12 protein-coding genes are annotated in these 12,044 nt (G+C 60.6%); 7 read left to right on the top strand and 5 right to left on the bottom strand.

All coding sequences use genetic code 11. The features are described 5' to 3' along the window. Positions 1 to 765, top strand: coding sequence for an amino acid ABC transporter ATP-binding protein (locus tag ACIPQ1_RS15310; protein WP_003178331.1), 765 nt, complete (start codon positions 1 to 3; stop codon positions 763 to 765). Positions 766 to 823: 58 nt separating this feature from the next. On the opposite strand, the gene ACIPQ1_RS15305 is transcribed toward ACIPQ1_RS15310, so the two are convergent. After that, entirely contained in the window at positions 824 to 1,306 is a 483-nt protein-coding gene (locus ACIPQ1_RS15305; RefSeq protein ID WP_186705161.1) for a type II toxin-antitoxin system MqsA family antitoxin, read from the bottom strand. Further along, on the bottom strand, positions 1,303 to 1,614 hold the full coding sequence (locus tag ACIPQ1_RS15300; protein ID WP_250965961.1) for a type II toxin-antitoxin system MqsR family toxin: 312 nt from the start codon (positions 1,612 to 1,614) through the stop codon (positions 1,303 to 1,305). The genes ACIPQ1_RS15305 and ACIPQ1_RS15300 overlap by 4 nt, the downstream gene beginning before the upstream one ends. A gap of 165 nt (positions 1,615 to 1,779) precedes the next feature. On the opposite strand from ACIPQ1_RS15300, the gene ACIPQ1_RS15295 reads away from it, so the two are divergent. From ACIPQ1_RS15295 to ACIPQ1_RS15275, 5 genes are all read left to right on the top strand, one after another. Then, positions 1,780 to 2,439, top strand: a complete 660-nt coding sequence (locus ACIPQ1_RS15295; RefSeq protein ID WP_446534397.1) for a FadR/GntR family transcriptional regulator — start codon at positions 1,780 to 1,782, stop codon at positions 2,437 to 2,439. Continuing rightward, positions 2,429 to 3,757: a CynX/NimT family MFS transporter gene (locus ACIPQ1_RS15290; protein WP_446534396.1), complete on the top strand. Its 1,329-nt coding sequence runs from the start codon at positions 2,429 to 2,431 to the stop codon at positions 3,755 to 3,757. The genes ACIPQ1_RS15295 and ACIPQ1_RS15290 overlap by 11 nt, the downstream gene beginning before the upstream one ends. A gap of 87 nt (positions 3,758 to 3,844) precedes the next feature. Beyond that, on the top strand, positions 3,845 to 4,315 hold the full coding sequence (locus ACIPQ1_RS15285; RefSeq protein ID WP_411385548.1) for a nuclear transport factor 2 family protein: 471 nt from the start codon (positions 3,845 to 3,847) through the stop codon (positions 4,313 to 4,315). Positions 4,316 to 4,355: 40 nt separating this feature from the next. Beyond that, the gene (locus ACIPQ1_RS15280) at positions 4,356 to 4,679 is read left to right on the top strand and encodes a GIY-YIG nuclease family protein (RefSeq protein WP_186705165.1); all 324 of its coding nucleotides are present in this window, start codon (positions 4,356 to 4,358) and stop codon (positions 4,677 to 4,679) included. Between the two features lie 79 nt (positions 4,680 to 4,758). Then, positions 4,759 to 5,694, top strand: coding sequence for a glutathione S-transferase family protein (locus tag ACIPQ1_RS15275; protein ID WP_411385547.1), 936 nt, complete (start codon positions 4,759 to 4,761; stop codon positions 5,692 to 5,694). A gap of 221 nt (positions 5,695 to 5,915) precedes the next feature. Here the strand turns inward: ACIPQ1_RS15275 and yejK are convergent, their stop codons facing one another. Next, on the bottom strand, positions 5,916 to 6,920 hold the full coding sequence (gene yejK / locus ACIPQ1_RS15270) for a nucleoid-associated protein YejK (RefSeq protein ID WP_411385546.1): 1,005 nt from the start codon (positions 6,918 to 6,920) through the stop codon (positions 5,916 to 5,918). A 396-nt stretch (positions 6,921 to 7,316) separates the two neighbouring features. Here yejK and ACIPQ1_RS15265 point away from each other — a divergent pair, with 396 nt between their 5' ends. Further along, entirely contained in the window at positions 7,317 to 7,598 is a 282-nt protein-coding gene (locus ACIPQ1_RS15265) for an HU family DNA-binding protein (protein ID WP_058544106.1), read from the top strand. A 128-nt stretch (positions 7,599 to 7,726) separates the two neighbouring features. Here ACIPQ1_RS15265 and rlmF read toward each other — a convergent pair whose 3' ends face one another. Both rlmF and ACIPQ1_RS15255 read right to left on the bottom strand, forming a co-directional pair. After that, positions 7,727 to 8,746: a 23S rRNA (adenine(1618)-N(6))-methyltransferase RlmF gene (rlmF, locus tag ACIPQ1_RS15260; protein ID WP_446534395.1), complete on the bottom strand. Its 1,020-nt coding sequence runs from the start codon at positions 8,744 to 8,746 to the stop codon at positions 7,727 to 7,729. Positions 8,747 to 8,991: 245 nt separating this feature from the next. After that, on the bottom strand, positions 8,992 to 11,838 hold the full coding sequence (locus ACIPQ1_RS15255; RefSeq protein WP_411385544.1) for a valine--tRNA ligase: 2,847 nt from the start codon (positions 11,836 to 11,838) through the stop codon (positions 8,992 to 8,994). Positions 11,839 to 12,044: the final 206 nt, after the last annotated feature.

Here is a 12,044-nt window from a genome sequence, read left to right as displayed (position 1 = left end):
ATGAGTGAAGCGATCAAACAGCCTGTGAGCCCTGAAGGCATTATTCAGATGCAGGGCGTGAACAAGTGGTACGGCCAGTTCCACGTGTTGAAAGACATCAACCTGAACGTCAAGCAGGGCGAGCGTATCGTGCTGTGCGGCCCGTCGGGTTCCGGCAAGTCCACGACTATCCGCTGCCTCAACCGCCTGGAAGAGCACCAGCAGGGTCGCATCGTGGTCGATGGCGTGGAACTGACCAACGACCTCAAGCAGATCGAAGCGATCCGCCGTGAAGTCGGCATGGTGTTCCAGCATTTCAACCTGTTCCCGCACCTGACCATCCTGCAGAACTGCACCCTGGCGCCGATGTGGGTGCGCAAAATGCCCAAGCGCAAGGCCGAGGAAATCGCCATGCATTACCTGGAGCGCGTACGCATTCCAGAGCAGGCGCACAAGTATCCGGGCCAGCTCTCGGGCGGTCAGCAACAGCGTGTGGCCATTGCCCGTGCCCTGTGCATGAAGCCGAAAATCATGCTGTTCGACGAACCGACCTCGGCACTCGACCCAGAGATGGTGAAAGAGGTGCTGGACACCATGATCGGCCTGGCCGAAGACGGCATGACCATGCTCTGTGTGACCCACGAGATGGGCTTCGCCCGCACCGTGGCCAACCGCGTGATCTTCATGGACAAGGGTGAAATCGTCGAACAGGCTGCGCCGAACGACTTCTTCGACAACCCGCAGAACGACCGCACCAAGCTGTTCCTGAGCCAGATCCTGCATTGATCTAGCCTTAGGTAATGAAAATAAACCCGGATTTGTCCGGGTTTATTTTTTTGCAGGCTCAATGAGTCGTGAGGGTTTCGTGCTCTTTATGCGCCGTAGTCTTGAATCCTCTCAAGTCTGCACCTTCAGCCAGGGTTCGTGCATCTACGAGCAAATGCGGGTAGCGATCAAGCAGGCGCATCAGCAGCATCAACGCTTTTGGTGGCAATACCTCACCGCGCTCATAGCGGGAAAACGCGTTGTGCCCGCCACCTGACAACAGCGCTACCGCTTCTTTTTGAGAGAGATTCAGTTTGCGCCGGACACGTTTGATCTCTTCGCCAATCATTCGCCTGGCCGCATTGACCAGCTCATCACCGGCGTGGTCATAGCGATCCGAGCAGCTTGAGTCGAGCTCGACTTCGCCGCACATCTGACATTCCCAGCCAGACAAGTCATCGACCCGGCGTTCCAGTCCCTTGACGCTGATGGTTTCGCCGCGACCTTCGAAATGCAACATGCCCTCCGGGGCACCGCAGCTGAAGCATTGCTGGTGTTTCATGAGTTGTTCTCCTTGAAGGAAATTACCGGTGGGCCTCCGCTGGGGCGGTACGTCACTTTCAGGTAAATCTGCAGACCGTGTGAATTGGCGTGGTAGACGTCATGCCAGACTCGATGATCGTCATAGGTGGTCATCGATTTATAGAACTGTTTTCGTTCAAGCCCATGGATGACCTGCTGCATATCCGAGACGTTTAAACCGAGCGTCCGAGCAGTGTTCTTCGCAGTGCTGGTGAAAGCTTTCCCTTTAAGCCGCCTGACATCCGCCTGTATCGCCACCAAGGCGTAATGGGGTGTGTTCTTCTCCATGGAACGGTGTTCCTCGTCCTTAAAATTACCCTTAAAGGGTAATTTTGACTAATCGAAAATTTCGCTCCTTTTCCGTCCCATTGACCCTAGGCAGTTGCCGTCCTACACGAAGCTGACTAACATGTCAGAAAATTCATCCCATGATTGGATGAAAGGGCGGACTCTATGTCAGATATTTCTCCATTAATGAAACGCTCCCTGGTCGATCAGGCCCTGGAACAATTGCGTCGACGAATCAGCGAGGGCGTTTGGGCTGTCGGCCAGCGCTTGCCCACCGAGCCGGAGTTGGTGGCGGAGCTGGGTATCAGCCGCAACACGGTGCGCGAAGCCATGCGCGTGCTGGCGTTTTCCGGTTTGATCGAGATCCGCCAGGGCGACGGCAGCTACGTGCGGGCGGCGGTCGATCCGCTGGATACCCTCAAGGTGTTGTCGCGCTGTTCGCTGGAACAGGCCCGGGAAACCCGGCACATCCTGGAAGTAGAGGCCATTGGCCTGGCGGCGCTGCGGCGTACCGATGAGGATTTGCTTGCCTTGCGCCAGGCGCTGAAAACCAGCGGCGAGCATTACCACGGTGACCTGGAGCACTACATCAAGTGCGACCTGGTGTTCCATCGCCTGCTGGTGGACGCCGCGCATAACCCGGCCCTCAGCGAGTTGTATCGCTACTTCTCCAACGTGATCGGCGCGCAATTGCGCCAGAGCCTCAACATCATTCCCCGTCATCAGCATGTGTTCGATTTGCATATCGAGATTCTCGAAGCCGTCGAACGCCAGGAGCCGGAGCGGGCCAAGGCCCTGTGCCGGCAGTTGATCAATGAACCCTGAACCAGAGCTTTCCATGTCCCGCGATCCGCTTGACCGCACCCCTTTGACGCCGCAAAAACGCGCCGCCGAACTCGAAGAACTGTTGATCGACGCCGAAGCCGACGATGAGCAGGCCCAGCAGAGCCACCCGTTGGTACGACGTCCCTGGCTGTTGCTGCTTGGGTTGATTCTGGTGGCGCTGAACTTGCGTCCGGCGCTGTCGAGCATGGCGCCGTTGCTCAGCGAGGTTTCCAAGAGCCTTGGCCTGTCGGCTGCGCAAGCAGGTTTGCTGACGACCCTGCCCGTGCTTTGCCTGGGGTTGTTCGCACCGCTGGCGCCTGTGCTGGCGCGACGCTTTGGCGCTGAGCGCGTCGTGCTGGGCATTTTGCTGGCCTTAGCCTGCGGCATCGTCTTGCGCAGTTCGTTCGGCCAGTTCGGCTTGTTCGCTGGCAGCATCCTGGCGGGCGCCAGCATCGGCGTCATCGGGGTGCTGCTGCCCGGCATCGTCAAGCGCGACTTCGCCAAGCAGGCCGGCACCATGACCGGCGTCTACACCATGGCGCTGTGCCTGGGCGCGGCGATGGCGGCCGGTGCGACGGTGCCGTTGAGCGAGCACCTTGGCCACGACTGGGCCTTGGGCCTGGGGTTCTGGGTGGTCCCGGCGCTGCTGGCTGCGGTGTTCTGGTTGCCGCAAGTGGGCGAGAAACACGGTGCCCATCAGGTGGCGTACCGGGTTCGCGGCTTGCTGCGCGATCCCCTGGCCTGGCAAGTGACCTTGTACATGGGGCTGCAGTCGTCCCTGGCCTACATCGTCTTTGGTTGGCTGCCCTCGATCCTGATTGGGCGTGGCCTGACCCCGACCCAGGCCGGGCTCGTGCTGTCCGGTTCGGTCATCGTGCAACTGATCAGTTCGCTGGCGGCGCCTTGGCTGGCCACGCGCGGCAAGGACCAGCGCCTGGCCATCGTGGTCGTCATGGTGATGACCCTGGGCGGGTTGTTCGGTTGCCTTTACGCACCCATCGATGGCTTGTGGGGCTGGGCGATCCTGCTGGGCTTGGGGCAGGGCGCGACGTTCAGCCTGGCGCTCACGTTGATCGTGTTGCGTTCGCGGGACGCCCACGTGGCCGCCAACCTGTCCGGCATGGCCCAGGGCTTTGGTTATACGCTGGCGTCGCTGGGGCCCTTCGCGGTGGGCGTGGTCCACGACTTGACCGGCGGCTGGAATGCCCTGGGCTGGATCTTCGGCCTGATTGGCCTGGGGGCGATCATTGCGGGCATCGGCGCAGGCCGGGCATTGTACGTCGGCGTCAGCAGCGAAAGGGTCACTGACCTTCGTTGATATCATTTTCATGGCGAATGACGATGGTCTTCCCCACGGCGGCAGATTATCGTGCAGGCCTACTGAACCGTTTTCCGGAGCCTGTCCATGAGTGATGCCCACAACGCCTTGATCACCCGTTTTTACCAGGCCTTCCAGCGCCTGGACGCCGACGCCATGAGCGCCTGCTACACCGATGATGTGGTGTTCAGCGATCCAGCATTCGGCGAACTGCGTGGGCGTGATGCCGGTGACATGTGGCGCATGTTGACGACCCGCGCCAAGGACTTCTCCCTGACCTTCGATAACGTGCGCAGCGACGAACGTACCGGCGGTGCGCACTGGGTGGCGACGTACCTGTTCAGCCAGACCGGCAACATCGTGATCAACGACATCCAGGCACGCTTCGTGTTTCGCGATGACAAGATCTGCGAGCACCACGACAGCTTCGATCTGTGGCGCTGGTCTCGCCAGGCGCTGGGCACCAAGGGCCTGTTGCTGGGCTGGACGCCGCTGGTGCGCAACGCCGTCAGGGCCCAGGCGCTCAAGGGGCTGCGGGCGTTCCAGGCCAGTCGCTGATAAGATCGCGGTTTGTCCTGACTCACCTGTTGAACATTTTGTGACGACCGTCGACTTATCCTCCGATCTGCCTGCACAAGGCGCCGCCGAACCGGACAAACCCTGGTTCGTCTACCTGGTGCGGGCCGCCAACGGCTCGCTGTACTGCGGCATCAGTGATGACCCGGTGCGGCGCTTCGCCAAGCATCAAAGTGGCAAGGGCGCGCGTTTCTTCCTGTCCAGCCCGGCAGTGGCCCTGGTGTACACCGAGGCCTGCCGCGACAAGGGCGAGGCCTTGCGCCAGGAGCGGCTGATCAAAAAGCTCAGGAAAAGTGCCAAGGAATGTCTGGTGGCCAGTGCGCTGCCCCTTCATCAGCCTGGCTGATAGGTCTTTATCAGGCCGGTAGGCTGGCCCGGTCAGGCGCGCTAAGCTGAAAGACTTCATTCCTGCAGTGGCGAATCTCATGTCAGAGTTGATTCTTCATCATTACCCGACGTCTCCTTTCGCGGAAAAAGCCCGGCTGTTGCTGGGTTTCAAGGGCTTGTCCTGGCGTTCGGTGAGCATCCCGCCAATGATGCCCAAGCCTGACCTGACGGCGCTGACGGGTGGCTATCGCAAGACGCCGGTGTTGCAGGTCGGCGCGGATATCTATTGCGATACGTCGCTGATTGCTCGTCGACTGGAGCAGGAGAAAGCCTCGCCGGCGCTGTTCCCTGAGGGCCGCGAGATGATCGCGGCGTCCTTCGCGGCATGGGCCGATTCGGTGGTGTTCCAGCATGCCGTGAGCCTGGTGTTCCAGCCTGAATCGGTGGCGGTGCGGTTCGCCAAGCTATCGCCTGAAGCCATCAAGGCATTCATCAGCGACCGCTCCGGGTTGTTCAGCGGTGGCACGACCACGCGCTTGCCCGCCGACCAGGCCAAGCACCAGTGGCCGACGATCATGGCGCGCCTCGAACAACAGTTGCAGCGCGAAGAGGGCGATTTCCTGCTGGGCGATCCGTCGATTGCCGACTTCGCCATGGCTCATCCGCTGTGGTTCCTCAAGGGCACGCCCGTCACTTCGCCGTTGGTGGACGAATACCCGGCGGTATCGGCGTGGCTCGCGCGGGTGCTGGGTTTCGGCCATGGCGCGTCGAGCCAGATGAGTTCCGAAGAAGCCTTGGAAGTTGCCCGAAACGCAACACCGGCTGCGCTGCCAGATGAGTCGTTCGAAGAGCCTAACGGGTTCACGGCAGGGCAGCAGGTGAGCATCGCCGCGACGGACTATGGTGTCGATCCGGTGGCTGGGGAGTTGCTGTTTGCCGGTAGCGAGGAATTGATCTTGCGCCGGGAAGATGAGCGTGGCGGGGTGGTGCATGTGCACTTTCCGCGGTTTGGGTTTCGGGTCGAGGCCCGATGAACAACGAATGATCTTGTGGGAGCGAGCTTGCTCGCGATGGCGCCAGAGCAGTCAATATTGATGCTGAATGTCAGTCCGCTATCGCGAGCAAGCTCGCTCCCACAGGGGATGTGTTGTTCACAGGATCTGCGTTTGCCGCTACTCACTGTGTAGGGGCGAGCTTGCTCGCGATGAGGCTCTCAAGCCTATATCGCGGGCACTTCTTCAGCACCCTGCCTGCATCAGTTGCGGCGCTTGAGCTGATCGGTCAACGAAGTCGGCAACCCCTTGATGATCAACGTCCCAGCCTCTTCGTCATATTCGATCTTGGAACCCAGCAGGTGCGCTTCGAAGCTGATGGACAAGCCTTCGGCGCGGCCAGTGAAGCGGCGGAACTGGTTGAGGGTGCGTTTGTCGGCGGGAATTTCCGGCGATAGGCCGTAGTCCTTGTTGCGGATGTGATCGTAGAAGGCTTTCGGGCGCTCTTCGTCGATCAGCTCAGAGAGCTCTTCCAGGCCCATCGGCTCGCCGAGCTTGGCCTGGCTGCTGGCGTAGTCCACCAGGGTCTTGGTCTTTTCCCGGGCATCGTCTTCCGGCAGGTCTTCGCTTTCGACGAAGTCGCTGAAGGCCTTGAGCAGGGTGCGGGTCTCGCCGGGGCCGTCGACGCCTTCCTGGCAGCCGATGAAGTCACGGAAGTACTCCGAAACCTTCTTGCCGTTCTTGCCCTTGATGAACGAGATGTACTGTTTGGATTGCTTGTTGTTCTGCCATTCCGACACATTGATCCGCGCCGCCAGGTGCAACTGGCCCAGGTCCAAGTGACGGGACGGGGTCACGTCCAGCTCATCGGTCACCGCCACGCCTTCGCTGTGGTGTAGCAGGGCGATGGCCAGGTAATCCGTCATGCCCTGCTGGTAATGCGCGAACAACACGTGGCCACCCACCGACAGGTTGGACTCTTCCATCAGTTTTTGCAGGTGTTCCACCGCCACGCGACTGAACGCGGTGAAATCCTTGCCGCCCTCCAGGTATTCCTTCAACCAGCCGCTGAACGGATGCGCCCCGGACTCGGCGTGGAAAAAGCCCCAGGCCTTGCCTTGCTTGGCGTTATAGCTTTCGTTGAGGTCGGCGAGCATGTTCTCGATGGCCGTGGACTCTGCCAGTTCGGAGTCGCGGGCATGGAGCACAGCAGGGGTGCCGTCGGGTTTTTTGTCGATCAGGTGGACGATGCAATGACGGATCGGCATGGATTTCTCGGCTGATGAAAGAGAGGAGGGCACGCTCCCCGAAAAAGGGCCCAGTGTACCGCAATCACTGGTTTTGGAACCCGGCAAAGGCCCTTTCAGAGCCGTCCGACAGCCTATATGCAATTTTTTAACGTTTTAGCGCAAGAAAGCTGACCAAATGGGTAGCTAGAGGCGGATATTTCAGAGGCATTGTGCTAGTTTTGCCCGGTCTTACGCGATGTCACTGCGTTAAGCGTGCATTCAGCATCTGTCAGGTCGAACCAAACCCGGTTTTCGGCATCTATTACCCCGATCCGTCGTGGTGATTGCCGAGGGTGCCTGATCCACAGAGATCGGGCTCGATGGCTGACACTGCACTCTGCAATCCATATGAATTTGATAGGGAAGGAACACTACATGGCTCTTACTAAAGACCAACTGATCGCTGATTTGGCTGAATCTGTAGACGCACCAAAAGCTACCGTGCGTGCTCTGCTGGACCAACTGGGCCAAGTCGTTGCCGATCAGCTGGAAAATGGCGGCGAAATCACTCTGCCAGGCGTTGGCAAGCTGAAAGTCACCGAGCGTCCTGCCCGTACCGGCCGTAACCCTTCGACTGGCGCTGCCATCGAAATCGCTGCCAAGAAAGTGATCAAGCTGGTTGTGGCCAAAGGCCTGACCGACGCGGTCAACAAGTAAGACCGCTGTAAAAAAAACCGTGCCTCGGAGCGATCCGGGCACGGTTTTTTTGTGTCTGTGTTTTTTGTGTCGGCGGCGGACACCGTCATCATGGTAGGCGCTCGCTCCCACCTTGGATCAGCGTCGTATTAGCGAACCCAGCGCTCACGCCGCCAGATCTGCTGCTCGGACTTGGTCTGGAAAGTCCACGCCACAAAGCGACTCTGCTTCTGCCCCTGCGACATCTCCACCACCTGGCTCTCCAGTGCGCCAGCCTTCTTCAACGCGGTTTCGATCGCCGGCAGGTTCGAGGCTTTCGACACTAACGTACTGAACCACAAAACCTTGTGTTGGAAGTTCGCACTTTCGGCGATCAACTGCGTCACAAAGCGCGCTTCACCGCCTTCACACCATAACTCCGCCGATTGCCCGCCGAAGTTCAGCACCGGCAGCTTGCGCTTCGGATCAGCCTTGCCCAGGGCCCGCCACTTGCGCTCGCTGCCCTTGGTCGCTTCTTCCATCGAGGCGTGGAACGGCGGGTTGCACATGGTCAGGTCGAAACGCTCGCCCGGTTCCAGCAAGCCGATGAGGATGTGCTTGCGGTTTTGCTGCTGGCGCAGCTGGATGACCTTGTTCAGATCGTTGGACTGAACGATGGCCCGGGCGGCCGCCACGGCTGTCGGGTCGATCTCCGAGCCGAGGAAGTGCCAGCGGTATTCGCTGTTGCCGATCAGCGGATAAACGCAATTGGCGCCCATACCGATATCCAGCACATTGACGATTGCGCCACGCGGCACCTTGCCGTCGTTCATGCTCGCCAGCAGGTCAGCGAGGAAGTGCACGTAATCGGCGCGGCCTGGAACCGGAGGGCAGAGGTAATCCGCCGGGATGTCCCAATGCTGGATGCCATAGAACGCCTTGAGCAGCGCCCGGTTGAACACCCGCACCGCGTCGGGGCTGGCGAAGTCGATGCTTTCCTTGCCGTACGGGTTGGTGATCACAAACTTGGCCAGTTCGGGTGTGCTCTTGATCAGCGCCGGGAAGTCGTAACGACCCTGATGGCGGTTGCGCGGGTGCAGGCTGGCCTTCTCACGCGGCGCCACGGGTTTGGCCTCGGTGGCGGGCTTGGTCTTCTGACGGGCAGGTTTTGGAGCGCGAGGGACAGTCATGGGCGGGTCGATTCGGGGAGGGTTCAGAAATTGGCGGACATTGTCCCACTATTCAAATGTGGGAGCGAGCTTATGTGGGAGCGAGCTTGCTCGCGATAGCGGTGGGTCAGCTTGCCCTCATGTTGAATGTACTGCCGTCATCGCGAGCAAGCTCGCTCCCACAAGGGTTTTTCATTGTCTGGTAGAAAGGGGCGGGCATAAAAAAGGAGGTCCAGCTGGACCTCCTTTTTCATTGCGAACCACCGTTACAGGCTGGAGATCCGTCCGTGCTGCTCAGCCAGCTTGCCCAGGGCCTGTTCGGCCTCGGCCAGCTTGGCCCGTTCCTTCTCGATGACCTCGGCTGGCGCCTTGTCGACGAAGCCAGCGTTGGACAGCTTGCCGCCGACCCGCTGCACTTCGCCTTTGAGGCGCAGGATTTCCTTGTCCAGGCGCGCCAGTTCGGCGGCCTTGTCGATCAGCCCGGCCATCGGCACCAACACTTCCATTTCGCCGACCAATGCGGTGGCCGATAGAGGCGCTTCCTCGCCAGCCGCCAGCACGGTCACCGATTCAAGCTTCGCCAGTTTCTTGAGCAATGCTTCGTTCTCATTGAGGCGGCGCAGGTCTTCGGCGCTGGCGTTCTTAAGGAACAGGGTCAGCGGCTTGCCCGGGCCGATGTTCATTTCGGCGCGGATGTTACGCAGGCCGAGCATGAAGGTCTTCAGCCACTCGATGTCGTCCTCGGCCGCCGGATCGATGCGGCTCTCGTTGGCCACCGGCCACGGTTGCAGCATGATCGTCTTGCCTTGGATGCCCGCCAGCGGTGCGATGCGCTGCCAGATTTCCTCGGTGATGAATGGCATGAACGGATGCGCCAGGCGCAAGGCCACTTCCAATACGCGCACCAGGGTGCGGCGGGTGCCGCGCTGGCGTTCGACCGGTGCGTTTTCGTCCCACAGCACCGGCTTGGACAGTTCCAGGTACCAGTCGCAATACTGGTTCCAGATGAACTCATACAGGGCTTGTGCGGCCAGGTCGAAACGGAACTGGTCCAGTTGGCGGGTCACTTCGGCTTCGGTGCGTTGCAACTGGGAAATGATCCAGCGATCGGCCAGGCTCAGCTCATAGGCTTCGCCGTTCTGACCGCAGTCTTCGCCCTTGTCCAGCACGTAGCGCGCCGCGTTCCAGATTTTGTTGCAGAAGTTGCGATAGCCTTCGACGCGGCCCATGTCGAACTTGATGTCGCGACCGGTGGACGCCAACGAACAGAAGGTGAAGCGCAGGGCGTCGGTGCCGTAGCTGGCGATGCCTTCGGCGAATTCTTCGCGGGTGGCTTTCTCGATCTTCTTCGCCAGTTTTGGCTGCATCAGGCCGGAGGTGCGTTTCTGGACCAGGGTTTCCAGGTCGATACCGTCGATGATGTCCAGCGGGTCCAGGACGTTGCCCTTGGACTTGGACATCTTCTGGCCCTGGCCGTCGCGCACCAGGCCGTGGACGTAGACGGTCTTGAACGGTACTTGCGGGGTACCGTCTTCGTTTTTCATCAAGTGCATGGTCATCATGATCATCCGGGCGACCCAGAAGAAAATGATGTCGAAGCCGGTGACCAGCACGTCGGTGGAGTGGAATTTCTTCAGGAATTCGGTCTGCTGCGGCCAGCCCAGTGTCGAGAAGGTCCACAGGCCCGAGCTGAACCAGGTGTCGAGGACGTCATTGTCCTGCGCCAGGGCAATGTCCGGACCGAGGTTGTGCTTGGCGCGGACTTCGCCTTCATCGCGGCCGACATAGACCTTGCCCGATTCGTCGTACCAGGCCGGAATGCGGTGGCCCCACCACAGCTGACGGCTGATGCACCAATCCTGGATGTCGCGCATCCACGAGAAGTACATGTTCTCGTATTGCTTGGGCACGAACTGGATGCGGCCATCTTCCACGGCGGCAATCGCAGGCTCAGCCAACGGCTTGGTGGACACGTACCACTGGTCGGTCAGCCACGGCTCGATGATGGTGCCGGAGCGGTCGCCTTTCGGGACTTTCAGGGCGTGATCGTCGACGCTGACCAGCAGGCCGGCGGCCTCGAACGCCGCGACGATCTGCTTGCGCGCCTCGAAGCGGTCCAGGCCGGCGTATTCGGCCGGGATCTGGCCGTCGACGTTTTCGTTCAGGGTGCCGTCGAGGTTGAAGGCCTGGGCGGCCGGCAACACATGGGCGTTCTTGTCGAAGATATTCAGCAGCGGCAGGTTGTGGCGCTTGCCGACTTCGTAGTCGTTGAAATCGTGGGCCGGGGTGATTTTCACGCAGCCGGTGCCGAATTCGGGGTCGCAATAATCGTCGCCGATGATCGGGATCCGACGGCCAACCAACGGCAGCTCGACAAACTTGCCGATCAGGGCCTGGTAGCGCTCGTCGTTCGGGTTCACCGCCACGGCGGAGTCGCCCAGCATGGTTTCCGGACGCGTGGTGGCGACGATCAGGTAATCCTTGCCGTCAGCGGTCTTGGCGCCGTCGGCCAGCGGGTACTTCAGGTTCCACAGGAAACCTTTCTCGTCGTGGTTCTCCACTTCGAGGTCGGAAATGGCCGTGTGCAACTTGGTGTCCCAGTTGACCAGGCGCTTGCCGCGATAGATCAGCCCGTCCTCGTGCAGGCGCACGAAGGCTTCCTTCACCGCTTCCGAGAGGCCGTCATCCATGGTGAAGCGCTCGCGGCTCCAGTCCACGGACGAACCGAGGCGACGGATCTGGCGGCTGATGTTGCCACCGGATTCGTCTTTCCATTCCCAGACTTTCTCGAGGAACTTCTCGCGACCCAGGTCATGGCGATTCTGGCCCTGGGCTTCAAGGCGGCGCTCCACCAGCATCTGCGTGGCGATACCGGCGTGGTCGGTGCCCGGCTGCCACAAGGTGTTGCGACCCTGCATGCGGCGGAAACGGATCAGGGCGTCCATGATCGCATTGTTGAAGCCGTGGCCCATGTGCAGGCTGCCGGTGACGTTCGGCGGCGGGATCATGATGGTGTAGGAATCGCCCGCGCCTTGCGGGGCGAAATAATTCTCGGACTCCCAGGTGTTGTACCAGGAAGTTTCAATGGCGTGCGGCTGGTAGGTCTTATCCATGCGCGGCGGGACCCTATTGGCATTTATTCAGGAAAAGCCGGGAAGTATAGCGGGCGGGGCTGGTGCAAGCCACAAGCTGCGAGCTGGCAGATGATTTGTGAACAGAATCGAGCAATGTGGGAGCGGGGGGGGGGGGGGGCGGGGGGGGGGGGGGGGCGGGGGGGGGGGGGGGGGGCCCCCCGCGCCGGCGAGACCCCGACCGCCCG

It is taken from the genome of Pseudomonas sp. LARHCG127, assembly GCF_052871455.1.
Note: the sequence above shows the minus strand (reverse complement) of the source record. Positions and strands in the feature narration are given on the sequence as shown.